Genomic DNA, 25,114 nt, shown 5'->3' with positions numbered 1-25,114 from the left:
GGGTAACCAACTGACTGCCATCGTCGCCGTATTCAGTCTTTTCCTGCAGATGGCCGTTGAGGTCATAAACGTAGGCGGTGCGCTGGCCGTCAAAGCCGACTTCCTGCTGGATCAACCCGTTGGGGTGGTAAGCGAGCCGGTAGGTCTCGCCCACCTCGTTTTCGATCTCGGTCAGCAATAGCCGCACGTTGTCATAGCGGTATTGGACCTGGGTGCCATCGGCATTGATGCGCCGACTGATCAGGTGCAGCCCATCGGCATACTCGTAGCGGGTGACGTGGCCCAGTTCATCGCGTTCGGCGGTGATTTTTCCGTAGGCGTTGTAGCTGTATTCCCTGCATGCACCGCCCGGCAATATCAGGCGAATCAGCCGGCCCACACTGTCCCACTGATACTGGGTCAGCGCGCCATGCTCATCCTCGCGGGCCACTTGCCGACCCAGGTCGTCATAGCGATAGCGCCTGATCCCGCCATTGGGCAACTGTTCCTCAAGCAGTTGCCCGCGCTCATTCCACACCAGCCGCTGACAACTGTGATCGGGATACCACACCCCAATCAGTTGCCCGTGTTTGTTGTAGCTGTAGTCGGTGACATGGCCGTCAGGATCGGTCCTGCGCGTTACGTCGCCTTGTTCATTACGCTCGTATTTCCAAACCGCCTCACCCCGGCGCACCACCCGTACGAACCCGTTGTCATGCTCGTAGGACGTCGGCTCATCATCCCCGGGAAACAGCGCCACCAAGCGCCCAGCCTCGTCATACTGATACGCCGTCACCGCGCCCAGCGGGTCCTGCTCAACCGTCAGCCGGCCTTTTTCATCGTAGGATTTGAAGTGCTGAGCGCCATCCGGATCAACCCGCTGCACCAGCCGCGCCCGCGGGTCATGCACATACACTTCCTGACTGCCATCGGCGTTATGCACGGTGACGCGCCCGTCATCACCCCACACATAGCGCGTGTCCATCTGCGTAAAACTGGCCCAATGCCGTACACAGCGCGCCGCCTTGCCAGCTCGATCCCACGCCCAAAAGAAACTCGCGCCACCGGCCAGCCCACGCTCGAGAATCACGTGCTGCTCGTCGTACCGATAAACCTCGCATTCGCCTACGGCATTGGTCGCCGACACCAGTCGGCCCGCGTCGTCGTAGGCGTAGGACACCACCGTCTGTTCAGTCACCCACTCGTAAGGCTCACGGCCTTTGGCGCGATGCACCTGGTAGTCCACCGCCGCAATGCGGCCCTGCGCATAGCGCAACCACAGCGAGCGCCCGGCGCCGTTGTCCAGCCGTTCAATGCGCCCCAGCACGTCGCGGGAAATGCGCAGCCGGTTGTCATACGCATCGCTGATCGACACCAGCACGCCATCGCGAAAGTGATAAAACCGCGACGCCTGGGCCAGCACCAGTTCATCCGGCAAATCGCCCAGAAAAATCGCCGCTTCGGCCAGGCTGTTGGTGATCGCCGGTCGAGAAGCGGACGGCAACGGAAACTCGGTTGAGCGATTTTCATGATCCGTCCACACCACCGAATCGCCCGCAACCACCAGCCGCTGCGCCAGGGCATGACTCCAGCCAAACCCCAGCCCAACATCGATTTCCACCGCACTGGTGCGATAAGCGCGCGTCCACTCAAACGGTAAAATCCCGTCCAGCGTGCCATCGGTGAGGGTGAGCAATTCCTCGCCGGTGACCATCGACACCGGGCAACCGTGGGTCACGGTCTTGTCCGAAGAGGCAGCCGCATCCCCCGCCGGGTTCTTCGCCGAAACCGGCACGTCATCCACGGCCTCTTTCTGCCTCAACACTGCGTTCTGCCGAGCCCGCCAGCGCATCTGCAGCGTGCCTTGCCTTAACCCGCCAACCACACCGCGAATTGCCACCGCCTTGTAACGATCCACTGCCTGCATGAACGTACTCAGAATCGCCAGCACGCTCTTAACAAAGCCAACTGCCGCGTCGAGAATCTGCCCGCCGTACTTGACCAGTCGCATACTCAGATACGCGACACCCGCAGCAGGCAGTGCGAGGGTCAGTACCGCGCCGATCACAAGATCGATCAGCAACGACACCACAAACCCCGCCGCGACTTCGGCCATCTGTCCGGGCGGCAATGCGTCCAGCCACAGCATCGCCGTGCGCACCAGCAGAAACAGCGCTGCCTCATCACTGGCCAGCAGCATTGCCTGTTCCATGACTTTGGGCGCATTGATGGCGAGTTGCGCCAGGTTGGTCGCTTGCTCACCGAGCTGTTCGACGTACTTCAGCGGGTCTTCAAGAATGGCCTGCACCTGCTTGATGCTGTCCCACGCGTCGCGGATCGCCGCCCAACTGCCGGCCAGCACACCGCTGCCAATCGCACTGGCCGTGGAGTGCTGCCAATACGGCTTGAAGCCTTCCCACTGCTTGCGCAGCCATTGCTCCAGGTCCGTCGTCAGCCCGGTGTAGGAAGCGAACAACGCGTCCACCTGTTGCGTCGAAACTCCGCCCTGCACCCGCACCTGATAACGTCCGCCGGCCATGCAAACGTGTGATCCCTTGCCGTGTTCATCCAGCTGGATCAGCGTGGAGCTGCCGTCATCCAGGCCGATCACCTCAACCGCAATATCGCCAATCGGCACGTCATAGACCGACTCGAACGTGCTCTCGATCTTCAGCACACCGCCCGCCGGGCAGCGGGCCACGGTGGAAAAATCAGCATCGGCAATGCCCACGGAGTGCTGGGCATCGCCCACCCGAATCACCCGGTCCATCCCCAGCAACGACGGCATATCCAACCCATCGCTCACTGAATCCAGCGCGCGCGAATACCAGGCGCCCATCTGCTGGCGATAAATCAGCAGGCTTTGGTGAAAGTCATTGAGCTCGTGCTCGATAAAAGCGATGTGGGCAGCGTGGGTCATCCGTGACGTCTCGGCAGGGTCAAGGCGTCGGATTCTGCCCCGGCGAAATAGGGCTGGATGAACGGTGTGCAAAATCAGAATGGGCTTACGACAGCAGCGCAGAAGTCAGCGGCAACTCATGCTGGACGGCTACTTCAGATAGCGATCCTGCTTATTGACTGACACCACCACCGCAGTGTCGGAGGGGAGCCAATGAACGATTGCCGTAGGGGTGCCTCTAACCAGCGCAGTGCATGCCTGCGGGTGCGTGCTGAGGCTTCAGGAAAACAGCGAATATTCACGGCAACAAGATTTCCATTGTTTACCTTGCCGGGCCGCAATGCCCCGCGCATCCATTTCTTTCACGGATTGATCGCGACGTATGCAGATGCCTCATCTTCCTGCCCCGCCTCCCGCCAACGAGCATGAGCGCATAAGGTCCCTGGAACACCTGGATATTCTGGACAGCGTTCCCGAGCAAGGTTTCGACGACATCGTGCTGCTGGCGACGGGCCTGTGTGATGTGCCGATTGCGCTGGTGTCGCTGGTGGACAACGAGCGGCAGTGGTTCAAGGCCTGTATCGGCCTGGACGTGCGCGAGACCCATCGCGATCTGGCGTTCTGCGCCCATGCCATCCTCGCGCCCGATGAGGTGCTGGTGGTTGAAGACGCCCTGTGCGACCCGCGTTTTGAACACAGCGCACTGGTGCTGGGCCCACCATACATCCGCTTTTATGCAGGTGCGCCGATCCGCGATGATCGAGGTTTTGCCTTGGGCACCGTGTGTGTCATCGATACGCGACCACGCACGCTGACCGTGGCGCAACACAACGCGCTGCTGGCCCTGGCCCGACAAACGGCCTCGTTGCTGCAATTGCGCCTGCTCAGCGAACAACGCGAACAGCGCGCGCGCAGCCTGGAGAGTGAACTCGCCCAGGCGCAAGCACTGGGCCGCCAGGCCGAACAGTTTCTTCATCATGCCAAGCGTGTTTCGTCCCTGGGCATGGTAGCCGCCAGCATCGCCCACGACTTCAACAACTTGCTCCAGGCCCTGAGCGCCAGCCTGCAAATGATTCGCCTGCGCGCACGCAGGCCGGCGGATGTCGAACGCTTCAGCGATGCAGGCATGCAAGCCGTGGATCAAGGCCGATTGCTGGTCAACCACCTGCTGACCAGCGTGCGCCACGACAGCCCCAACCTGATGTGCATCGACGTGAACGAGCGCCTGGGGAGCATGCGCGACGTGTTGTTGCGCACCGCTTCGGACGGTGTCGAGTTCTCAATGGAGCTGTCGCCACCGGGCACCGGCGTATTGTGCGAAGAAGCGCAGTTGAGCGCAGCGGTCATCAACCTGCTGACCAACGCCCGGGATGCCTTGGGCGGCAAAGGCCGTATCCACATCAGCTCGCGTCTGGTCAACCTGACCCAGGACGAAGCGCTGGCCGCAGGCAATTACCTGTTGCTCAGCGTCAGCGACAACGGCCCGGGCATCCCCGAAGCCCTCGCCGCGCAGATTTTTGAGCCCTTTTTCACCACCAAGTGCGCAGGCAAAGGCACCGGGCTGGGACTGTCCCAAGTGATGGAATTCGCGCAGCGCGCGGGTGGTACGGTGAAAGTCCACACGGCATTGGGTGAGGGGACCACCATGAACCTGTACATGCGGGCTCTGGGGCGTATCGACCCAAATTTGCTTGTCGATTGAGACGTGAAAAAGCCTGCTTTTAAGGGCAGGCTTGGCGGGTGATTTACTTCTGCTGGGCTGTCAGCGCGGCATAACCATTCATCAAGTTACGATAGTTGGGAATGCGCTGGGACAACAGATTCCCCAGGCCTTCGATGTCGTTGCGCCAGTCGCGGTGCAGCTCGCACGCCACCGAGAACCAGTTCATCAGCTGCGCACCGGCCTGGGTCATCCGGCTCCAGGCCGCCTGTTGCACGGTGGTATTAAAGGTGCCCGACGCATCCGTCACCACAAATACCTCAAAGCCTTCTGCCAGCGCCGACAAGGTCGGGAACGCCACGCACACATCCGTGACCACACCGGCAATGATGATCTGCCTGCGGCCGGTGGCCTTGATCGCTTTGACGAAGTCTTCGTTGTCCCACGCGTTGATCTGACCAGGGCGCGCGATATACGGCGCATCCGGAAACATCTCCTTCAACTCCGGCACCAGTGGGCCGTTGGGGCCTTGCTCGAAGCTGGTGGTGAGGATGGTCGGCAGGTTGAAGAACTTGGCCAGGTCGGCCAGCGCCAGCACGTTGTTCTTGAACTCGTTGGGGGAGAAGTCCTGCACCAGCGAGATGAGGCCGGTCTGGTGGTCGACCAGCAGAACGATGGCGTCGTCTTTGTTCAAGCGGCTGTAGGTTGGAGTGCTCATGGTTGAAGTCCTTTTTGGTGGGTTGGATGTTTTGTTCAACATGGGCACAGGTTAAAGCGCGGGGAATGGAGGATAAATCGGGTGGCGGGAGTCTTACTGTCAACTTGAAGGAGACAGTAGGCGGTGGTTGCTTTCTCGCGTATTGAATAGCCAGCAGGTCCGATCCCTTTCATTTGCAGGACGTTTCCTAGAGAATCCCAGCGGCTTGCGCCAGTGAAATCCCGCGACTAGGCTGCGGTCCGTCACTGCCTATTCAGTGATCGGGTTTAGTCGCTCGGATTCGATTGGCGCATAAGCAACTCATGAGTCAGGCACCCCTTCGCCTGCATCTTATGGCAGCTGTGCGCAGGGCACCTTCGGGTGCGCCGGGTTCCCAATCGACCGGTCGACTAACCTGCGCACAGCTGCCGCCTTTCGTTTAGTCGCGCGAAGTGGCAGCTCCAAATTATCGATTGGAGTTTTGCTATGGATAACGTTGTTTCGGATTCGTCGTCATCGCGTGCTACCCACCCATTCACTGTCAATGAAGAACTGAGCTTTGAAGATGCCTGGTTGCGTGTAGCCGAGCTGCTGCAATGTGCGGTGGCAACTTCGCAGGCGCTCGCACAGCCGGTAGCTGCGCCACAGCGGGCGGTGATGCATTTGGTGGACATGGCGAAAATGGTGGCGGAGCGGGCTGTGGAGTGCATGCGGCCGGCTTGATGCAACGGCTGGAGCGAGGTTTTTTACAGGCATTAAAAAGCCGGCTTGTGGCCGGCGTTTTTAAATATCCAATATATTGATTTATATAGGTTTATTTTTTAATCGTATTTCTGTCCCCCCGCTTGTCCCCCCATCCAGGTTCTGCGTGACATCGTCCGGCTTCTTGACGCGTGGACAGATACACCGGGCGACTGATACCTTATCCAAAGGTAATACCTTTAGATAGCGAGGGTTCGGCTATGGCCACTTCCATCAAGATCGATGACGAGTTGAAAAATCGTATTCAGCACTTGGCTGGTCTGCGTCAACGTTCGTCCCACTGGATTATGCGCGAAGCGATAGCGCAGTACGTTGAGCGCGAGGAAGCCCGTGAGAGTTTCAAGCAAGAAGCCTTGGCGTCGTGGGCGGCGTATCAGGAAACAGGTCGGCATCTGACCGGCCAAGAGACTCGGGCCTGGCTCAATACCTGGGGTACTGAGGCTGAGGCGGAGCTTCCTAAGTGCCACGAGTAATTATCACCGAAGGTGCTGCACAAGGGTTGGAGCGCTGTCGTCAGTTTCTTGTCGAGAAAGGTCCGCAGGTAGCTCGGCGAGCTGCCCAGGTGATTGAGCGACAGCTCGCTCGACTGGAAGAAGACCCAGAAGTAGGTCGCCCATTTCCAGAACTGCCGGAACTGCGTGAGCTGATCATCGAGTTTGGCGATTCGGGCTATGTTGCGCTCTATCGGCATGAGCGCGCGGATGATGCTGTCTATGTATTGGCCTTTCGGCATCAGAAAGAAGTCGGTTATTGAGCAAGGCTGCGTATTTTCAGCGGTTTGAAATCGGTCAGCCCAGTCTCCAGAAAGACCTAAGTGCTTGGTTGTTATTGGTTCAATTCAATAGTGCGGAATTTGCAGGGATCAGCATCATGACGCCAGAGTTAAAAGCTCGTCAGCAAATCGACCCTAAGCTTGAAAAGGCCGGTTGGGTTATCCAAGACATGAAAGATCTCAACCTGTCCGCAGGTGTTGGCGTAGCCGTGCGTGAACGCCCGACAGATACGGGGCTCGTTCACCCTGCTGAAAGAGCGATCAAGCCGTTTGTGATCGGACGTAAAGCTTGGTTGTTCAGCGATACCGTCAACGGCGCCGCTGCCAGCGCAAAGATCTACAGCGTGGTCGAGACAGCCAAGGTCAACGGCCAAGAGCCCTATACGTGGCTGCGCCACGTACTGGAGCGGCTGCCTCAGGCTTCGTCGCTTGAAGATTATGAAGCCTTGCTGCCGTGGAACTGCTCGCCAGAAATGCCACGATAAACCGTTAACACACTGTTGGGTAGGCGGGGGTTATGGATCGGATACATTCGTTTAGTCGCGAAATGACGGTGGTATTCACTTACTGCTAGAGGTTTTGCTATGGATAACGTTCGTTCGGATTCGCTGTCATCGACTTCAACTAACCCATTCACTGTCAATGAAGAACTGAGCTTTGAAGATGCCTGGGTGCGTGTAGCCGAGCTGCTGCAATGTGCAGTGGCAACTTCGCAGGCGCTCGCACAGCCGGTAGCTGCGCCACAGCGGGCGGTGATGCATTTGGTGGACATGGCGAAAATGGTGGCGGAGCGGGCTGTGGAGTGCATGCGGCCGGCTTGATGCAACGGCTGGAGCGAGGTTTTTTACAGGCATTAAAAAGCCGGCTTGTGGCCGGCTTCTCGCTGACTGCTTCGGCTTGCTTCTGACAAACCTCACCAGCCTTCAAATCGCTCAGCCCACATCGCGTCGGGCTGAATAGCAGGGGCATCCGCGGGAACTCCTCCGCATCGCCAGGCAGGATAGATAGCGCAAAGCCACCCCCTGCCAAATGTGCGGCGGATGATACCCACATTTATCTCAGTTGCCCACCTCCGGGTCCGATTTAGAGCCTTCCCAGCCCAATAAGTGATCGTCCAGCGGTACCGGTGGGCGGCGGTTATTCAGGGTGGACCACCAGAACACCCAGCCTACGATCAGGAAGTTTTGTTCGAAGCGCTCATCGTAGGTGAGGTATTCATCCGGATGCTCGGCGGCATTGTGGCTGCGCATCCGCAATCCGCCACCGGGCCGGTTGTAGAGGTATTTGATGCGCAGCATGCCGTCGTGCTCCACGGCGTAGATTTCGCCGTCGATGATTTGGGTGCGGCCTCGGTCGATGGCGAGGGTGGCGCCTTGTTGGATGATGTCGATCATGCTGTTGTCGACCATGTAGGCGCCTACCGCGCGGTCGGGGTTTACGTTGAGGGTGTCAAGGGTGTGCAGGGAGACGCGGATGCGCTCGGTGGAGGTGAACGTGGGGTGGAGGGGGAGCTCCACGTCGAGTTTTTCCGGGAGACAGGCTGGGTTTGTCAGGTATTTGCCGCTTTCCTCGCGGACGTAGGTGAGTCCTTTCGTGGTTCCCGGGCCTTCGAGCAGGAAGTTGGCCGGAGGATGTTTGGGGCCTGTGCCAGTGCGCAGCCAACGGCTGGAGACGCATAACAGCTCTGCGATCTCGTTGAGTCGGCCCATGGGCACGCCGCGTTTGAACCAGTTGTTCACGTGCTGGGGCGTGACGCCGCGGTTCTTGGCGAAGTCGGAGGCGGAAAGATGAACTTCCCTTAATAGTGCTTTTAAACGATCACCTGATGTATTCATAAACGCAGAGTTTACTGGCCAAGAAAACTAATCAAATAAACCATGCGTTGAATTGCGCCTGTAGGCTTTTACTTGGTTGTGGCCTGATTTTTCAACTTTATAGGCGTTCTAAACTCTGTTTGCTGTTAGTTGAACTTGACGTTTAGTTGCGCCCATAAAAAAGCCCCGAATGATCGGGGCTTTTTTATGTGCGAGGCAATGAAGGGATCAGCCTTTGTAGGCCGCCACCGACTTCATGATCTCGGCGCGGGCGGCGTCTGCATTGCCCCAGCCTTCAATCTTCACCCATTTGCCTTTTTCGAGGTCTTTGTAGTTCTCGAAGAAGTGTTTGATCTGCTCCAGCAACAGGGGTGGCAGGTCGGTGTATTCCTTCACGTCCACGTACAATTGGGACAGCTTGTCGTGTGGCACCGCGATTACCTTGGCGTCGCCGCCGCCGTCGTCGGTCATGTTCAGGATGCCCACCGGGCGGGCGCGGATAACCGAGCCTGGCGTAACCGGGTAAGGGGTCACGACCAGCACGTCGAGGGGGTCACCGTCGTCGGCCAGGGTGTTGGGGATGAAACCGTAGTTGGCCGGGTAGAACATCGGGGTGGCCATGAAACGGTCAACGAACAGGCAGTCGCTGTCTTTGTCGATTTCGTATTTGATCGGCGCGTGGTTGGCCGGAATTTCGATGGCGACGTAGATGTCGTTCGGCAGGTCTTTGCCAGCCGGAATCTTGCTGTAGCTCATTGGGCGTTGCCCCCGTTAGTTGGCCATATGACATGGCCGGATTGGCCTAAAAGTGGCGGCGATTATAGGCATATTCTGACGCCGATGCCATGCGCCAGACGTCGTACGGTCATTCAACCGGCGGCTGGTAGCGCGGGTCGTGGGCTTGCAGGTGGCGCAGGCGGGCCAGGGGATCCTGGCGATAAAAACGGCTGAGTTGGGCGTACACCTCTGGATAACTGTCGACCAGTAAATCCGGGGCACTGAAAAAATATTCGCTGGTGACGGCGAAGAATTCCGCCGGGTTTTCCGCCGCGTAGGGGTCGATAAGCGTCTCGACGTCGGGGTCGGCATCCAGTTGGCGATTGAGGTCATCGAAGGCGTCTTGCATCGCGCTGGCCCATTCCTGCACACGCATGTCGTTGTGCAGCGGCGGCAGGCCATTGGCGTCGCCGGTGAGCATGTCGAGCTTGTGAGCAAGTTCGTGGATCACCAGGTTGTAGCCTTCCCAATTGCCGCTGGCCAGCACCCCAGGCCAGGCGAGAATCACCGGGCCCTGCTGCCAGGCTTCGCCGCTGTGCTCGCCGTCCCACTCGTGCTCCACGCCACTGGCATCACGATGGCGCTGGGGACTGAGGAAGTCGTCGGGGTACAGCACGATTTCGTGGAAGCCCTGGTACCAGTCGAGATCGCCCAAGTGCATCAGCGGCAACTGCGCCTGGGCGGCGAGCAGCAGGCGTTGTTCCTGGTGCAGGTCGACGCCGGGCAGGGCGGTGAGGTGTTTGTCGGCAAGGAAGAGGATGCAGGCTTCGCGCAACCACTGATCCTGTTCGGCGGTGAGGCCGTCGAGGAAGCTCAGGTAGCTGCGCACCCGCTGCCAGGTGTCATCGGCGACCGGGTGCCGGGCCAGCAGGCGCCGGCGACGCCAGGCGCTGAGGGACCACATGGCCGGTTACTGCGGCTTGGCTTCGGAGGACGCGCGACCGAAACGGCTGCGGAACACGCCAATGATCATCGGCACCAGCGACAGCAGGATGATGAACACCACCAGCAGCGACAGGTTCTTCTTGATAAACGGCACGTTGCCGAAGAAGTAGCCCAGGGTTACCAGGCCACCCACCCAGAGAATGGTGCCCAGCACGCTGAACCCGAAGAAGCGCGGGTAGGGCATTTTGGCGATGCCGGCCACAAACGGCGCAAAGGTGCGCAGGATCGGCAGGAAGCGCGCCAGGGTCACGGTTTTGCCGCCGTGCTTGTCGTAGAAATCATGGGTTTTTTGCAGGTAGTCGCGGCGGAAGATCTTCGAGTTCGGGTTGCTGAACAGGCGTTCTCCTGCGGTTCGCCCGATGACATAGTTGGTGCTGTCGCCAAGTATTGCAGCCAGCATCAACAGGCCGCCGAGCAGTACCGGGTCCATGCCGCCACCGGCAGCGACGGCGCCGGCAATAAACAGCAGGGAGTCACCTGGCAGGAAGGGCATGACCACCAGGCCTGTTTCGCAAAAAATGACCAGGAAGAGAATGGCGTAGATCCACGGACCGTAGTTGGTTACCAGCATGTCGAGGTACACGTCGAGATGCAGGATCAGGTCAAGCGGGTTGAAATCCATGGATGGCACCTGTGTGAACGGCCCGACTCGGCAGGCCTGTGCGGAGGCTCGGGCAATAAGGCTACAAGTGACTGTCGCATTTCTTACAACCCTGGAAAGGTCCGCATTATACGGATTGAACGCTGAAAAGCGTGCGGCTTTTGTAGCGGGGCGTGTCGTGGTTCCAAACGTGGGAGGGAACTCCCACATAGGCGCTGCGGGGGCTTTTGCCTCAGTCTTCGTTGATCGGCAGAACGTAATTCCTGAATTCGGTGTCTTCGCGAAAACCTATGGACTCATACGTCTTCTGCGCCACTTCATTGTCACTGCTGGTCGACACCCGCAGCCGCACCGCGTGGGTATCCCTGGCCATTTTCTTCGCGGTGCGCATCAGGTTGTCGGCCACCAGTTGCCGGCGCGCATCCTCGGCCACATAGATGTCGTTGAGGATCCACACGCGCTTGAGCGACAACGAGGAAAAGCTCGGGTACAGCTGGCAGAACCCCAGCAGCCGCTTGTCGTCGTCATCGGCCAGTGCCAGGTAAATCACCGACTCTTTACGGCGCAGGCGCTTTTCCAGAAAGCCCCGCGACGAATCCGGTAACGGCAGCGCGCCGTAGAATTCGCGGTATTTGACGAACAGCGGGGTCAACAGGTCCAGGTGTTCCAGGGTCGCTTGAGTAATCCGCATGCCAGGCCTCAACTTCCAAAGGATATGACCACAGGAGCGGCCGTGACTTGATGCTGCCTAAGGACGCGAAAAAGCGCAATCGTGCCGCGATCAGTCGCTGGGCGGGCTGAGCAGGAAGTTTCCTTTGATCAGGTCGGGATCGTCGGATTCGAGGGTTTGAACCTGCGCCTCATCCTTGAGGTTGACCCCCGACAGCTGCCGGCGACACGCCTCTCGCATCAAGTACAGCAGGCGATGAGCCGCCATGCCGTAGCTCAGGCCTTCGAGGCGCACATTGGAAATGCAGTTGCGATTGGCGTCGTTGAGGCCAACCTTGGGGTTGTAGGTGAAATACAGGCCCAGGCTGTCCGGCGAACTGAGCCCTGGCCGCTCGCCGATTAGAATGACCGTCATTTTGGCGCCGAGCAGCTGACCGATCTCATCCGCCACGGCCACGCGGCCCTGTTCCACCAGGATAACCGGCGACAGGGACCACCCCTCGGCACGGGTCTGTTCTTCCATGCGCGTCAGAAACGGCAACGTATGTTTATGCACCGCCAGCGCCGATAAACCATCGGCCACCACCACCGCCAGGTCCACGCCGCCGGGATTCGCTGCGGCGTAATCGCGCAGGCTTTGGGCTGATTCATCACTTAGACGTCGGCCCAGGTCCGGCCGTTGCAGGTAGCTGTGGCGGTCGCTGGCTGCGCTGTGCAGCAGCAGGCTGTCGCGGCCGCGCTCGGCCAGCTGGCTGCTCAAACCCGCGTGATCGAAGGGCAGGTGTACCGCATCCCGCGCCTGGGCGTGGGCGAATTGAAAGTCCAGCTGCGCACTGGTGGGCAGGCTGGTGCCGGTGCGGCCCAGAGCGATGCGCGCCGGGGTGAGGCGGCGCAATTGCAGCCACGGGTTGTCAGGCAGGTCGAGTGACACGGGTGGCTCCTTCATCCGAGTTGCGCCAGGGCGTGGCGGAACGCCGGTGGCAGGCTGTTGCCAAACTGCACCTTGCCATCGGCCTGGGTAAAGATGCCCATTTTGGCCAGCCACTGTTCGAATTCCGGCGCTGGCTTTAAACCTAATGTTTGGCGTGCGTACAGGGCATCGTGGAACGAGGTGGTCTGGTAGTTGAGCATGATGTCGTCGGAGCCGGGGATGCCCATGATGAAGTTGATCCCGGCCACGCCCAGCAGGGTCAGCAGGGTGTCCATGTCGTCCTGGTCGGCTTCGGCGTGGTTGGTGTAGCAGATGTCGCAGCCCATGGGCACGCCGAGCAACTTGCCGCAGAAGTGGTCTTCAAGGCCGGCGCGGATGATCTGCTTGCCGTTGTACAGGTACTCGGGCCCGATAAAACCGACCACGGTGTTGACCAGAAACGGCTTGAAATGCCGCGCCACCGCGTAAGCACGCGTTTCGCAGGTTTGCTGGTCGACGCCAAAGTGCGCGTTGGCGGACAACGCACTGCCCTGGCCGGTTTCGAAATACATCAGGTTCTGGCCCAGGGTGCCGCGCTTGAGGCTCAAGCCGGCGTCGTAACCTTCCTGCAGCACGCTCAGGCTGATGCCGAAGCTGGCGTTGGCCGCCTCGGTGCCGGCAATCGACTGAAACACCAGGTCCAGCGGCACGCCCCGGTTGATGGCCTCGATGGAGGTGGTGACGTGGGTCAGCACGCAGGCCTGGGTGGGAATTTCGTAGCGCTGGATGATTGCGTCGAGCATCTCCAGCATGGCGCAGATCGAGGCCGTGCTGTCGGTGGCCGGGTTGATGCCGATCATGGCGTCGCCGTTGCCGTAGAGCAGGCCGTCGAGGATGCTCGCGGCGATGCCCGCCGGTTCGTCGGTGGGGTGGTTGGGTTGCAGGCGCGTCGACAGGCGCCCGCGCAGGCCCATGGTGCCGCGAAAGCGGGTGACCACGCGGATCTTCTGCGCCACCAGCACCAGGTCCTGCACGCGCATGATCTTGGACACGGCAGCGGCCATTTCCGGTGTCAGCCCGGGCGCCAGGGCGCGCAGGGAATGTTCGTCGGCGGCATCGCTGAGCAGCCAGTCGCGCAGGCCGCCCACGGTCAGGTGGCTGACCACGGCAAAGGCCTGCTTGTCGTGGGTGTCGATGATCAACCGGGTGACTTCGTCGCGTTCATACGGGATCAGCGCTTCTTCGAGGAAGTGCTTGAGCGGGATGTTCGCCAGGGCCATTTGCGCGGCAACCCGTTCACCGTCGTTCTGCGCGGCGACACCGGCGAGGAAGTCACCGGAACGGGCCGGGCTGGCCTTGGCCATCACGTCCTTGAGGCTGTCGAAGCGGTAGGTTTGCGCACCCACCGCGTGGGAAAAACTTGCCATACAGTGTCTCCTTGGCGACGCAGGCAGCGCCCGCGTCGAGGTTTACGGCAGTTCAGTGCAAGGCGGCCTCTGCGGCCTGGATCGCCGCGAATTCTTCTTCGGGCGTGCCTGCTACCAAGTGATGCCGGCTGTAGAAAGCAAAGTAAGCAATTAATACTCCATAGATGATCGCGGCGCCAATCACCACCCGTGGATCCACCAGAAAGCCCGCCACCACGGCCACGCAGGCCAGAACCAGCGCCACGCCCGAGGTGAAGATGCCGCCCGGCGTGCGGTACGGACGGTCCATTTTGGGGCGGCGAATGCGCAGGGTGATGTGTGCGGCCATCATCAGTACGTAGGAAATGGTCGCGCCAAACACGGCCACCAGGATCAGCAAGTCGCCCTGGCCGGTCAGCGACAGGCCAAAGCCAATGATGCCGGGGATCACCAGCGCCAGCACCGGCGCCTTGCTCTTGTTGGTTTCGGACAACTTGCGCGGCAGGTAGCCGGCACGGGACAAGGCAAAAATCTGTCGGGAATAGGCATAGATGATCGAGAAAAAGCTCGCGATCAGTCCTGCCAGCCCGACCAGGTTGACGAAGCTGCCCATCCAGGTCGAACCGCCGTACGCCAGGGCCAGCGCCTCAACCAATGGGTTACCGGACTTGACCAGCGCATAGGTGCCGGCGCCGCCCGGTGCAATCACCAGAATCAACAGGGCAAAACTGGTGAGTACCACAATGGCGCCGATCAGGCCGCGTGGCAGGTCGCGCTTGGGGTTGCGGGTTTCTTCGGCGGCCAGTGGCACGCCTTCCACCGCAAGGAAAAACCAGATCGCATAAGGGATCGCCGCCCACACGCCGACGTAGCCGAACGGCAGGAAGCTGCTGGCGCCTCGCGCTTCGGTCACCGGCATGTCCAGCAGGTTGGCGACACTGAAGTGCGGCACCATCGACACCAGAAACACGCCCAGGGCAATGGCGGCGACGGCGGTGATCACAAACATCAGCTTCAGCGCTTCGCCCACGCCGAAGATATGGATGCCGATAAAGAGGATGTAGAACGCCAGGTAAATCATCCAGCCGCCAATGCCGAACAGCGACTCGCAATAGGCGCCGATAAACACCGCGATGGCGGCGGGGGCAATGGCGTATTCGATGAGGATGGCGGTGCCGGTAAGGAACCCGCCCCAGGGGCCGAAGGCGCTGCGGGCAAAGCCGTAGCCGCCACCGGCGGTAGGAATCATGGAAGACAGCTCGGCCAGGGAAAAACACATGCACAGGTACATGGTGGCCATCAGCAATGTGGCGAGGAACATGCCGCCCCAGCCACCCTGGGCCAGGCCGAAATTCCAGCCAGCGTAGTCGCCGGAAATCACATAGGCAACGCCCAGGCCGACCAGCAGCACCCAGCCGGCGGCGCCTTTTTTCAGTTCGCGTTGTTGGAAGTAGTCGCTGTCGACGTTTTCGAAGTCGACGGAGGAGCGAGTGGGTTCGCTGGACATGAGGAAGTACCTTCCATTCTTATTGTTTTTAACTCGGCCTATATAGGCCGAATACACATCGCAAGTACCTGTGGAGATCCAGGTGTGGGAGGGGGCTTGCTCCCGGATAGCGGTGGGTCAGTGGCCTACATATTGGCTGACACACTGCAATCGGGAGCAAGCCCCCTCCCACAGGGGCTTGCATTGCAGTCAGAACATCAGAAGAAGCCCAGCGGATTGATGTCGTAGCTCACCAGCAAGTTCTTGGTCTGCTGGTAGTGATCCAACATCATCTTGTGGGTCTCACGGCCCACGCCGGACTTTTTGTAACCACCAAATGCCGCATGCGCCGGGTACAGGTGGTAGCAGTTGGTCCACACGCGGCCCGCCTTGATCGCACGGCCCATGCGATACGCGCGGTTGATATCGCGGGTCCACAGGCCAGCGCCCAGGCCGAACTCGGTGTCGTTGGCAATTGCCAGGGCTTCGGCTTCGTCCTTGAAGGTGGTGATGCTCACCACCGGGCCGAAGATTTCTTCCTGGAACACACGCATCTTGTTGGTGCCCTTGAGCAGCGTCGGCTGGATGTAATAGCCGCCGGCCATGTCCCCCGCCAGTTTCTCGACCTTGCCACCGGTCAGCAGCTCGGCGCCTTCGCCCTTGGCGATTTCCAGGTAGGACAGAATTTTGTCGAACTGTTGCTCGGACGCCTGGGCGCCGACCATGGTGTCGGTGTCCAGCGGGTCGCCACGTTTGATCGACTCGACCTTTTTCATCACCACTTTCATGAAGTCGTCGTAGATCGACTCTTCCACCAGCGCACGGGATGGGCAGGTGCACACCTCACCCTGGTTGAAGAACGCCAGCACCAGACCTTCAGCGGCTTTCTCGATGAATTGCGGCTCGGCTTTCATGATGTCGGCAAAGAAGATATTCGGCGACTTGCCGCCCAGCTCGACGGTGGACGGAATAATGTTCTCGGCCGCCGCATGCATGATGTGCGAGCCCACCGGCGTGGAGCCGGTAAAGGCGATCTTGGCGATGCGCTTGCTGGTGGCCAGGGCTTCGCCGGCTTCCTTGCCGAACCCGTGCACCACGTTCAGCACGCCCGGTGGCAGCAGGTCGCCGATCAGCTCCATCAGCACGTTGATGCCCAGCGGTGTTTGCTCGGCGGGCTTGAGCACCACGCAGTTACCGGCGGCCAGGGCCGGCGCGAGTTTCCAGGCGGCCATCAGCAACGGGAAGTTCCACGGGATGATCTGCCCGACCACGCCCAACGGTTCATGGAAGTGATAGGCGGCGGTGTGTTCGTTGATTTCAGCGCTGCTGCCTTCCTGGGCGCGGATGCAGCCGGCGAAGTAGCGGAAGTGGTCGGCGGCCAGCGGAATGTCGGCGTTGAGGGTTTCACGCACGGCCTTGCCGTTGTCCCAGGTTTCGGTGATGGCCAGCAGTTCGAGGTGCTGTTCGATGCGGTCGGCGATTTTCAGCAGCACCAGCGAGCGGTCCTGGGCCGAGGTCTTGCCCCAGGCGTCAGCGGCGGCGTGGGCGGCGTCCAGCGCCTTGTCGATGTCTTTGGCGGTGGAGCGCGGAAAGTCGGCAATCGGCTTGCCGTTGACCGGCGAAGTGTTGGTGAAATAGTTGCCATCGACCGGCGCGACGAATTCGCCGCCGATGTAGTTGCCGTATTTGGCCTTGAACGAAACGATGGCGCCTTCAGTACCGGGGTGTGCATAACGCATGGTGGGTATCTCCTGACTTTTATGTTTATTGGAGTACAGCGATGTCGCGCGTGATAAAGCGTAGAGCAAAGGTCGGGCCAGCGCGTGGCGGGCCAGGTAAATCAAGGGGTTGGCGTTTGTTGCAAACCGTTGCCGTCACGCAGGCGGTACAGTCGAAGTGACAGTTTGTGCCATAAACGGTACACCCGACGGGCGCGCGATTGCATTGACTGGATGGCTGGGGGATGCTGGCCGTTCTCACGCAGGGAGAACAATAAAAATGCGCAACGATCATTTCAGTCGCCATGCCCGACAAGTCATCACCGTGGCCCGTGGCCGCGACCCGTCCAGTGATCCCTCCATCGCGCGCTCCTGGCTGCGCTGCCTGGAGGACTACCACCTCGACCCCGCACAGACCATTGCCCCCACGGTGCTCGAACACGGCCGCCTGCAGGAAAGCCGCGAGCGTCTGCAACAGGTGCTGCACATCGCCGGCAGCGAGATGCACAGCCTGCATCAGCAACTCTCCGGCGCCGGCCATGCGGTGCTGTTGACGGATGCGCGCGGGTTGATCCTCAATTGTGTCACCGCGCCGTCCGAGCGCAGGATTTTCGAGCGCGCCGGGCTGTGGCTCGGTGCCGATTGGAGCGAGGCGTGCGAAGGCACCAATGGCATCGGCACTTGCCTGGTGGAGCGCCAGTCCGTGACGATTCATCGCGATGAGCATTTTCGCGGACGTCACACCGGGCTGACCTGCTCGGCGAGCCCGGTGTTCGACCCTCATGGCGAATTGCTGGCAGTGCTGGATGTGTCATCGGCACGTGAAGCGGTGTCGCGCCAGAGCCAGTTCCACACAATGGCGCTGGTGAACCTGTCGGCCAAGATGATTGAGAGCTGTTACTTCCTGCGTCATTTTGAGCATCACTGGTTGCTGCGTTTTCATCTGCAGGCCGAGTCGGTGGGCCTGTTCAGTGAAGGACTGCTGGCGTTCGATGGCGATGGGCGTATCTGCGCGGCCAATCAAAGTGCCCTGAACCTGCTTGGCCAAGCACGCGGCGGTTTGCTCGGGCAGCCGGTGGAAGCGTTGTTCGACTGTACGCTTGACCAATTGCTTGGGCGCGCAAGCGCCAATGCCACCGCAAGCTGGCCGCTACGTACCCGTGACGGCCGTCATCTATTTGCTGCCTTGCGTGGTCAGCAGCGTAGCGTGCCAGCCGCCGCTGCCAAGCCAGAAGTGCCAAGCGTGCCGGGTATTTGCCTGAGTGATCCCGCGTTGCAGGCGAACTTTGGCAGGGCGCTCAAAGTGTTCGAGCGCGACGTACCGCTGCTGATCAATGGCGAAACCGGCTGCGGTAAAGAGGCCTTCGCCAAGGCCGTGCATCAGGCCAGTCGAAGGGCCGATAAGGCATTCGTCGCCATCAACTGCGGCGCCATCCCGGAAAGCCTGATTGAAAGCGAACTGTTTGGCTACCGTGGCGGCAGTTTCACCGGTGCGCGCAAGGAAGGTATGCAGGGCAAACTGCAAGAGGCCGATGGTGGGACGCTGTTCCTGGATGAAATCGGCGATATGCCCCTTGCCCTGCAGACCCGTCTATTAAGAGTGCTGGAGGACCGTATCGTGGTGCCCATCGGCGGTGAACCCCGGGCCGTGGATGTCAGAATCATCAGCGCCACCCACCGCAATCTGCTGGAGCGTGTGCAAGAGGGCAGTTTTCGCGAGGACTTGTACTACCGGCTCAATGGCCTGGAGGTGAGGCTGCCGGCGTTGCGTGACCGTGCTGACAAATCACAGGTGTTGGATTTTTTGCTGGCACAGGAGTCAGGTGAGCAAACGGTCAGCCTCAAACCGGCGGCACGCCAGGCCCTGCTGGGCTATGCCTGGCCAGGCAATGTGCGTCAGTTGCGCACTTTACTGAGCACGCTGATAGCGCTTAGTGATGACGGCAGGATTGGATTGCTGGATCTGCCCTCGATCTTGCATCACGCACCTGTTGAAAAAGACTGTGAATCGCCTCTTGAAGAGGCTGAGCACCATGCATTGTTATCGACGCTTGAACAATGTCATTGGCACATGACGCGCACCGCGAAGCAGTTAGGTATAAGTCGAAATACGCTCTATAGGAAAACGCTTAAATATAAAATCAAGCGTCCGGCGTAGTGTGCTTATTAATTAAATAGTTGGCGTGGTCGCGGTTTTAGTTTGCGATAAATGATTCTGTATATTTTCGTGAGGAACCTGGTTTGCGCGTGTCGCCACTTAATTAACAGAAGCCCAAGGGTTTCGTCGCAGTCTTAACGTTAATTAATTATGAGGTGGCTATATGCCCGTTCGAACAAATCCTATACGTCGTTATCCGTCTCCAGTTATTCCCCGGGTGCCACAGAAAGTGCCTGACTATGCGCCTGCGGGCAGCCGTTACAATAATGAAGGTAAGTTGGTGAATCGGCAGGGGCAGTTGCTTAATGACAAAGGGCAAGCGATCAACAAGAAAGGTTACTTGATCAATGAAAGCAATCAGCGAATTAATGATCGCGGGCAACTTCTCAATCGACAGGGTCAAGCGGTCGATGATAAGGGTCGCCTGATAAATGAAAATGGGCATTTAATCAACAGTTATGGGCGGCTCATCAACGATGCCGGGCGTCCTGTTGATACACAGGGGCGTTTGGTAAATCGTGACGGACGTTTAGTAGATCCTAAAGGTCAGCTGATTGACAAGGACGGGAAGCTTGTCAATAAAGAAGGTATTCTAATTGATAAAATAGGGAGGCCGCTCGATAAGGAAGGCAAAGTCGCTAGAGATCTTTCGAGTGCAGCGAAGGGTAATAACGAACCTCATGAACAGTTGTTTCCGGCCTCTGTGCTGAAAGGCGTAAAAGCGTGGCAGAGAGAAATTCCAGCTCCTGAAGCCGCACCTAAATTGACGATAGCGGAGGTCGTCACTCGCATGAGCGATGCCGATAAAATGGTCAAGGCCGGGATCATATCTACGTCACCGTCCGGCGCTGCCGTTGCTCGCGATGCCGCTATTGGCGCCGCCGTTACTGGTTTGGTTTCCGCACCAATCAACATCGGCGCTTATGCTGGGTCTACCGCCGCCGCTGAAAAAATCAAAGCAGCATACTTGCCTGTGCCCTTGACGCCGCCAACGCCGATTGCAAAGTCATCCGTAGAACTTACGAAGAGCAAGGAAGATGTTGATGTAGAAGCACTTTATCCACGAATGAATGAGGCTCAGGTTATTGCCTTTAGCGTCACAAATCAATCTATGTTGCTCAAATATGGAGATACGGGCTCGGTTTTATTGCCTCAACAGGAATGGCCAGCAGAACCGCTTGCACGTCTCAAAAACCTTGAAAATATGTTGGACCATGCGGAGTTACACACTAAGGAGGTTGCGGATGAATACGAGGTCTACTTCAAGGCTTATTTGCCTGCCGTAAAAGCTGCTGAAGGGCTTGCCGGCGCAGACGCCCGTCTCGTCGCAGTGGAAAGTAGGATTGAGTCTTTGCAGAAAGCGCAAGGTAAAGTTCTAGAGGGAATGAAGTTGCGTCGGCCAGCGTAATTGACATTGAGCCGATAAGGCAACGCTGCGCTAGGTGTGTGTATTGTTTTATTGAGGACTTTAATTGCCAAGGGTCGATCAGGATGGTTTGTCGGCAGGTCTCAAAAATAAGCCTGGCACAAAGGGAAACACTGTGGCGGGCTTCATCTAAAATATAAAATTGCCGCAGATGCCGGCGTTGTGGGTAACCTATGCCTATTAATAGTTTGGCCTCGGTGGGTTCGCCAGAAATCACAGCCTTGCCTGTACCGTCTCAAAGCAGCGACACCAGCGGTCATGATCTTTCCGGTTTTCCAAATCCACGTGTACGCACCAAACGCCATACAGCTGCAGAAAATTATTCGCCCTCGCGTGTGCACCATGACGCAGGGTTGCTCAATAAGAGCGCGTCGCTGGCTGCTGAAGACCAGGCGAGACGTCAACAGATAGTCGACGCATGGAAAGCACGCCAAATAGAAATACATTCAGATCATGTGCAGGGTCCGCGAAGTATTATCGAACTTCTGTTGCGTACGCTTCCCCGCGATCTGACGTCCGATACCCATGGACCTGACGAAATACTGAACGCCATCCTCGACTCTGCGCAAGGGCAGGCGTTGGGCGCGTTGCTTCAGAAAAGTAATGAGGCAATGCCCGCGTCGACCAGCGCCTATGAAGCGCTGTTAACTGCTGTGTTGTTGGATGTGGACCCCGCCGGTGGGCAGCAGCGCAATAGTTTGGCTTCGTATTCGCTACGTCAGCAGAGTAATTGGGGGCGGAGTGCTCCTGATATCGTCAAACACTTCGAAAGCTACCTGACTCCAAGGTTTGGAGAGGCAATAGCTAAGGTCGCAGTTTTTTTACTATTGTCGGTCTCAGGCCCTGAATTTTTAGTAAAGGATTTACCGTCGACCCTGGTGTACGGTTCTCATCAGTGGGCAACTTTCAGTGCGGCTGTGGCCCGTATAGAGGCCGGTCAGCCTGGATCAGCGGCTTCAATGAGCTATTGCGCGGTTATGGCGCTCGATGAGATAGAGCCCGTGTCGGTTGCTGAAAAACGCCAGCAGCAATTCGCTCAGATGACAGCCGTAATCGACTGGGCTATCGCAAACGGCGTCATCCTTGAAAACAGCGATGATGCGTATTCCGCCGCGGACATCGAGCGTGCAGTCGATGCAATGCAGGCACAGCATGAAATTTTGGCCGACTCGGTCACCGCGCTAAGCACGCCAATGCCAACCCGCCGGGAGTTGGCGCTTACTGAGTTGCGGCGTGTGTATGGAATTGAAAATCAGCATTTTTTTGAGCAGCGCTTGCTGGCAGATACCGTTCCTGGCTCTCCCGGTCGGAAGGCATATTCATTATTGGATATTTATATGTCAGGCGACCTCGGCAAGCATTTTTGGATATCCAGCGATGCTGACTTTGATACGGTGAAAGTTAATGTAGGTCTACCGAAACTCAAGAATATAAAAAGAGAGTTTGAAAATAAATTCAACGACTATATTCAAGGTCTGAGCGGTGCATTTAATGCGCAGTTCAAATATCAGCTATCACTGCTGCCCGCAGAGGACCGGCGGCTGATTGAATACGGTAAGGTCACTACCTTCAAGCTGGGCGTTCCCGACAGGCATCAAGCTCCCGTGAACCCCGATCATAAAATACACACGTATATAAACAGTGGCGCGATACTCTTCAGGGCAGATCTTGATGGGAAGGTTTGTCACTATCTGTATTCGCCGGCCCAGGGGCGAATTATCAAGGATGCTGATCCATCCAGGCCTGGCTTGCAGTTTCCAGGCAGCCGGTTGTATTTCTCCATACCGCGGCCCGATTCACCGGAGGGCAAAGAGCCAGCGGTTACCATTTTGTGGCAGGCTCTAGGCACGCCTTGGCCAGAGGAAAACCCAATAGACTTTGCCGCTCTTTCTATATATCCCTCGCGGTCTCTGCAAGCCGGCACATCCAAACCTTATCCCGTGACGCCACCTGACACCTTCACCTCGCCCAATTCCGGTCAACTGGCCGCCGCTATCGGTGCCTACTACACCCGAGGTTTGCAAGAAGCAAAAGTAATGGCCAATGGCACGACAGAACAAGAGCGCGAGGAGCACCTTTCAAATGCCGTCAATCAGTTTTTTTTAGGACTTGTTCCTTTCTACAGTGCCGTTCGCAGCTTTATTGATGGCCGACCGGCAGAGGGCTTTTTTAACGCTCTCCTGGACGTATTTGGTTTTTTTGTGCCGGTTCTGAAAGGCGGTATACAGGGCGTCAGACTGGGTGTTAAAAGCGGCGTAGGTTCGGCGCTCGGCTTCATTAAAGGGTTCGCTAAAGCAGGTGTTCAATCTGTCAATCCTCTTGCGGGGGTTTACGATGTCGGTCGTGGTGTTTTTAAACTGGGTAAGGCGGGCTTTAAAAAACTAACTAGTCTACATGCAGGGCAGGGTAGTTTTACGCCTTCTCGATGGGCACAAAAAGATAATATTGCAGAAGGTATTTATCGTCCTTTGGGCGTTCATGGGGAAGCTGTAGCGGTTATGGCTATTGAACTGAATGGTAAATGGTATGCCTTCGACATTGCCACTCAGACTTTCTACGGTGAACCGTTAAAAGGTTTTATTTCCAAATCGGTTTCCAGCCGTATCAGTCCTCTTGCGTCTACGGCGCTTGATACCGTCACCCAGGTTGGTTTTTCTGGAACGTCGGTTTTTGTCGAGAAAGCGTTGGTGAGACACTACGGGCGTGAGCCTGCCCACGGCGTAACATTCGATCCCGCCGACGTGAAAGTGTCGGACGTTCCGCCAGCGCCGAGTTTTATCGATCCATCCCTGTTGTCCCGTTTCGACAGCGCTTCACGGTATATCACTGAACTGGATGAGTTGACTATTGAGTGTGGATTCCTCGCGGAGGCTCCGATCAAGATAGCGCATGCCGATATTCATAAATACGCAGATCAATTAGAAGCAGCACTGGATAGGCTCGAAGATCGCACTGTGCAAATTGCTGAAGCTTATGAGGTTTTTTGTAAACCCTATAACCCGCACGATGATGTCAATTACCGTTACGCTGAATTACAGGACCGAGTAGAGGCCATTGAAGAACGAATTGATGCCCTACGCAAGACACTCACGCGGGTTAGAGTCATGCAAGGAAGTGGGAGTTAGCACTTTGCGCTTGTCGGGTAAAGACTGCTTTCATGATTAAAAAAGAATTGTCATACCTGTTACGTGGGCCTTTCACCCCGGAACTGCTCCCGCCCAACTGCCCACTCAAACAGGGCAGCTGTTAAGAGCGATTCACACAATAAAACTCACGCGAGCGAACATGATGATCATTATAAATTCCCCTGTTCCTGTTATTCCTGTGCAACCTGATTGCGTCGATTACTCCCCTGTGCAACCCAAGTCCCATGAGCCTGATCATTTGGATCAACCTTTGGCGCGTAGCAAGCGGGGTATTAAAAGCGCAGGCTTTGGCTTGGGCGGGCTTTTCGGGCGAAGATCGGCTAGACCCGCCAGCCTTCCAGATACCGTGTCGGTCTCCGCGCCCCCGCCCAGGCCCAAGTCGGCACCCCCGGCCAGGTCTCAACCCGGTCCCGCTCCGAGACCTTCGGGAAACGGCTTCAGGGATGCAGGAAAGACGGTCATTATCGCCAATAAAATCAAGGCAAATGACGAAGTAATGATGGCGAACTTGCGTAGGCAAGCGCCGCTCAGTGTGGCTGAGGCCGCCAAGCGGCTTATCGACGCAGAGAGCCTGATCAAGGCAGGTGTGGTGTCGACCGGGCCCAACGCCAGCCGGGTGGCGCGTGATGCGTTTATAAGTGCTGGAATCACTGGCGTTGTCAGCGCGCCGATCAACGTAGCGGCCTATGCCGGCTCCGTCGCCGCCGGGGAGGCGATCAAGTCTTCATACGCACCTGGCGTGTTGCCGCCGCCTTTCTTGCCGGGAGCTGCCAGTCAGCCCAGGACGGGGACGCCTCTTCAGTCTGAGGCTGCAAACTCCACCACGACAGCCTCCTTCAGTGCGCGCCTGGAAGACTTCGAGGTAAAGCTGCTCGGCATGGCCTCGGCTGTCATGTTCATGCTGGGCGACACCAGCAGTGTATTTACCAAAAGTGCGAGTTGGCCAAGTGATGACGTCGGACGCCTGGGCAACCTCGAAAAGTTATTGAGGCTGTGCGAACAACATTTCAAAAAAGCCGCGCGGCAGAACGGCCTTGTTTTCAAACCGTATAGACCCGGAGAAAAAACACCTGAAGGTGCAAAAGAGCGCCTTGATCTGATTGAAAGGAAGTTCACCCCCCTGGCTGCAGCCTATGAAAAACTCCGTTTCCTCGCGGCAATGAAAGCGCAGGAGCTTAAAGCCGAAGCGTCAGCCACCGTTTGAGCAGGCCCGCCGAGCGAAGCGCGCCAGCATTCATCGTTCGGCGGCCCTCCGCATAACAGGTGCGATTTCCCCCTCCCTGCGCTAA

20 protein-coding genes and 1 pseudogene are annotated in these 25,114 nt (G+C 58.1%); 10 read left to right on the top strand and 11 right to left on the bottom strand.

Translation table 11 applies throughout. The features are described from left to right. Positions 1 to 2,899: DUF6531 domain-containing protein (locus TU79_RS23145; RefSeq protein ID WP_169793814.1), on the bottom strand; the 2,899-nt coding region annotated here is incomplete at its 3' end. A gap of 361 nt (positions 2,900 to 3,260) precedes the next feature. Here TU79_RS23145 and TU79_RS23140 point away from each other — a divergent pair. Further along, positions 3,261 to 4,580: a sensor histidine kinase gene (locus TU79_RS23140; protein WP_057010159.1), complete on the top strand. Its 1,320-nt coding sequence runs from the start codon at positions 3,261 to 3,263 to the stop codon at positions 4,578 to 4,580. 43 nt (positions 4,581 to 4,623) lie between these two features. Here the strand turns inward: TU79_RS23140 and ycaC are convergent, their stop codons facing one another. After that, on the bottom strand, positions 4,624 to 5,256 hold the full coding sequence (gene ycaC, locus TU79_RS23135; RefSeq protein ID WP_057010158.1) for an isochorismate family cysteine hydrolase YcaC: 633 nt from the start codon (positions 5,254 to 5,256) through the stop codon (positions 4,624 to 4,626). Positions 5,257 to 5,721: 465 nt separating this feature from the next. Between ycaC and TU79_RS23130 the strand changes: the two genes are divergently transcribed. The 5 genes and pseudogenes from TU79_RS23130 (at position 5,722) to TU79_RS23110 (ending at position 7,590) form a co-directional block, all read left to right on the top strand. After that, positions 5,722 to 5,958 (top strand): DUF6124 family protein, encoded by a 237-nt coding sequence (locus TU79_RS23130; protein WP_057010157.1) that lies wholly within the window; start codon positions 5,722 to 5,724, stop codon positions 5,956 to 5,958. Between the two features lie 239 nt (positions 5,959 to 6,197). Next, a complete protein-coding gene (locus tag TU79_RS23125; RefSeq protein ID WP_003393486.1) occupies positions 6,198 to 6,470 on the top strand; it encodes a CopG family ribbon-helix-helix protein in 273 nt (90 codons plus the stop codon). Further along, positions 6,458 to 6,751 (top strand): type II toxin-antitoxin system RelE/ParE family toxin, encoded by a 294-nt coding sequence (locus TU79_RS23120; protein ID WP_082638702.1) that lies wholly within the window; start codon positions 6,458 to 6,460, stop codon positions 6,749 to 6,751. The genes TU79_RS23125 and TU79_RS23120 overlap by 13 nt, the downstream gene beginning before the upstream one ends. A gap of 266 nt (positions 6,752 to 7,017) precedes the next feature. Continuing rightward, positions 7,018 to 7,254: pseudogene (locus TU79_RS26455) on the top strand (transposase domain-containing protein); the annotation flags it as partial. 99 nt (positions 7,255 to 7,353) lie between these two features. Then, positions 7,354 to 7,590 (top strand): DUF6124 family protein, encoded by a 237-nt coding sequence (locus tag TU79_RS23110; protein WP_057010154.1) that lies wholly within the window; start codon positions 7,354 to 7,356, stop codon positions 7,588 to 7,590. A gap of 237 nt (positions 7,591 to 7,827) precedes the next feature. On the opposite strand, the gene TU79_RS23105 is transcribed toward TU79_RS23110, so the two are convergent. The 9 genes from TU79_RS23105 to exaC form a co-directional block, all read right to left on the bottom strand. Next, positions 7,828 to 8,604, bottom strand: coding sequence for a LexA family transcriptional regulator (locus TU79_RS23105; protein ID WP_057010153.1), 777 nt, complete (start codon positions 8,602 to 8,604; stop codon positions 7,828 to 7,830). A gap of 207 nt (positions 8,605 to 8,811) precedes the next feature. Continuing rightward, a complete protein-coding gene (ppa, locus tag TU79_RS23100; RefSeq protein WP_003237090.1) occupies positions 8,812 to 9,339 on the bottom strand; it encodes an inorganic diphosphatase in 528 nt (175 codons plus the stop codon). A gap of 109 nt (positions 9,340 to 9,448) precedes the next feature. Beyond that, a complete protein-coding gene (locus tag TU79_RS23095; RefSeq protein WP_057010152.1) occupies positions 9,449 to 10,264 on the bottom strand; it encodes a M90 family metallopeptidase in 816 nt (271 codons plus the stop codon). 6 nt (positions 10,265 to 10,270) lie between these two features. Next, the gene (locus tag TU79_RS23090) at positions 10,271 to 10,927 is read right to left on the bottom strand and encodes a DedA family protein (RefSeq protein WP_003237086.1); all 657 of its coding nucleotides are present in this window, start codon (positions 10,925 to 10,927) and stop codon (positions 10,271 to 10,273) included. 211 nt (positions 10,928 to 11,138) lie between these two features. Then, positions 11,139 to 11,597: a GNAT family N-acetyltransferase gene (locus TU79_RS23085; RefSeq protein ID WP_057010151.1), complete on the bottom strand. Its 459-nt coding sequence runs from the start codon at positions 11,595 to 11,597 to the stop codon at positions 11,139 to 11,141. 90 nt (positions 11,598 to 11,687) lie between these two features. Next, entirely contained in the window at positions 11,688 to 12,521 is an 834-nt protein-coding gene (eutC, locus tag TU79_RS23080) for an ethanolamine ammonia-lyase subunit EutC (RefSeq protein WP_057010150.1), read from the bottom strand. Further along, the gene (locus TU79_RS23075) at positions 12,518 to 13,912 is read right to left on the bottom strand and encodes an ethanolamine ammonia-lyase subunit EutB (protein WP_057010149.1); all 1,395 of its coding nucleotides are present in this window, start codon (positions 13,910 to 13,912) and stop codon (positions 12,518 to 12,520) included. The genes eutC and TU79_RS23075 overlap by 4 nt, the downstream gene beginning before the upstream one ends. A gap of 52 nt (positions 13,913 to 13,964) precedes the next feature. Next, complete coding sequence (gene eat / locus TU79_RS23070) at positions 13,965 to 15,398, bottom strand: ethanolamine permease (protein WP_057010148.1); 1,434 nt, start codon at positions 15,396 to 15,398, stop codon at positions 13,965 to 13,967. 197 nt (positions 15,399 to 15,595) lie between these two features. Further along, positions 15,596 to 17,116: an acetaldehyde dehydrogenase ExaC gene (gene exaC, locus TU79_RS23065; protein ID WP_057010147.1), complete on the bottom strand. Its 1,521-nt coding sequence runs from the start codon at positions 17,114 to 17,116 to the stop codon at positions 15,596 to 15,598. 259 nt (positions 17,117 to 17,375) lie between these two features. Here exaC and TU79_RS23060 point away from each other — a divergent pair, with 259 nt between their 5' ends. From TU79_RS23060 to TU79_RS23045, 4 genes are all read left to right on the top strand, one after another. Continuing rightward, entirely contained in the window at positions 17,376 to 19,253 is a 1,878-nt protein-coding gene (locus TU79_RS23060; RefSeq protein WP_057010146.1) for a sigma-54-dependent Fis family transcriptional regulator, read from the top strand. A gap of 229 nt (positions 19,254 to 19,482) precedes the next feature. Beyond that, positions 19,483 to 20,661 (top strand): NHL repeat-containing protein, encoded by a 1,179-nt coding sequence (locus TU79_RS23055; protein WP_139136755.1) that lies wholly within the window; start codon positions 19,483 to 19,485, stop codon positions 20,659 to 20,661. A 191-nt stretch (positions 20,662 to 20,852) separates the two neighbouring features. After that, on the top strand, positions 20,853 to 23,804 hold the full coding sequence (locus tag TU79_RS23050; protein WP_139136754.1) for a hypothetical protein: 2,952 nt from the start codon (positions 20,853 to 20,855) through the stop codon (positions 23,802 to 23,804). A 517-nt stretch (positions 23,805 to 24,321) separates the two neighbouring features. Then, positions 24,322 to 25,029 carry a hypothetical protein gene (locus tag TU79_RS23045; protein WP_231986876.1) on the top strand — a complete coding sequence of 236 codons (708 nt, stop codon included), beginning with the start codon at positions 24,322 to 24,324 and terminating at the stop codon, positions 25,027 to 25,029. The last annotated feature ends 85 nt before the right edge of the window (positions 25,030 to 25,114 follow it).

Source organism: Pseudomonas trivialis, from assembly GCF_001439805.1.
In the GTDB taxonomy this organism is placed as follows: Bacteria; Pseudomonadota; Gammaproteobacteria; order Pseudomonadales; family Pseudomonadaceae; genus Aquipseudomonas; species Aquipseudomonas trivialis.
This window is presented reverse-complemented; position numbering and strand designations above follow the sequence as displayed.

Coding starts and splice junctions, on each gene's coding strand:
- exaC (WP_057010147.1), bottom strand. CDS start 17,116: ATGCGTTATGCACACCCCGGTACTGAAGGCGCCATCGTTTCGTTCAAG.
- TU79_RS23045 (WP_231986876.1), top strand. CDS start 24,322: ATGATGGCGAACTTGCGTAGGCAAGCGCCGCTCAGTGTGGCTGAGGCC.
- TU79_RS23090 (WP_003237086.1), bottom strand. CDS start 10,927: ATGGATTTCAACCCGCTTGACCTGATCCTGCATCTCGACGTGTACCTC.
- TU79_RS23075 (WP_057010149.1), bottom strand. CDS start 13,912: ATGGCAAGTTTTTCCCACGCGGTGGGTGCGCAAACCTACCGCTTCGAC.
- TU79_RS23085 (WP_057010151.1), bottom strand. CDS start 11,597: ATGCGGATTACTCAAGCGACCCTGGAACACCTGGACCTGTTGACCCCG.
- eat (WP_057010148.1), bottom strand. CDS start 15,398: ATGTCCAGCGAACCCACTCGCTCCTCCGTCGACTTCGAAAACGTCGAC.
- TU79_RS23110 (WP_057010154.1), top strand. CDS start 7,354: ATGGATAACGTTCGTTCGGATTCGCTGTCATCGACTTCAACTAACCCA.
- TU79_RS23095 (WP_057010152.1), bottom strand. CDS start 10,264: ATGTGGTCCCTCAGCGCCTGGCGTCGCCGGCGCCTGCTGGCCCGGCAC.
- TU79_RS23140 (WP_057010159.1), top strand. CDS start 3,261: ATGCAGATGCCTCATCTTCCTGCCCCGCCTCCCGCCAACGAGCATGAG.
- TU79_RS23125 (WP_003393486.1), top strand. CDS start 6,198: ATGGCCACTTCCATCAAGATCGATGACGAGTTGAAAAATCGTATTCAG.
- TU79_RS23060 (WP_057010146.1), top strand. CDS start 17,376: ATGCGCAACGATCATTTCAGTCGCCATGCCCGACAAGTCATCACCGTG.
- ycaC (WP_057010158.1), bottom strand. CDS start 5,256: ATGAGCACTCCAACCTACAGCCGCTTGAACAAAGACGACGCCATCGTT.
- eutC (WP_057010150.1), bottom strand. CDS start 12,521: ATGAAGGAGCCACCCGTGTCACTCGACCTGCCTGACAACCCGTGGCTG.
- TU79_RS23105 (WP_057010153.1), bottom strand. CDS start 8,604: ATGAATACATCAGGTGATCGTTTAAAAGCACTATTAAGGGAAGTTCAT.
- TU79_RS23130 (WP_057010157.1), top strand. CDS start 5,722: ATGGATAACGTTGTTTCGGATTCGTCGTCATCGCGTGCTACCCACCCA.
- ppa (WP_003237090.1), bottom strand. CDS start 9,339: ATGAGCTACAGCAAGATTCCGGCTGGCAAAGACCTGCCGAACGACATC.
- TU79_RS23050 (WP_139136754.1), top strand. CDS start 20,853: ATGCCTATTAATAGTTTGGCCTCGGTGGGTTCGCCAGAAATCACAGCC.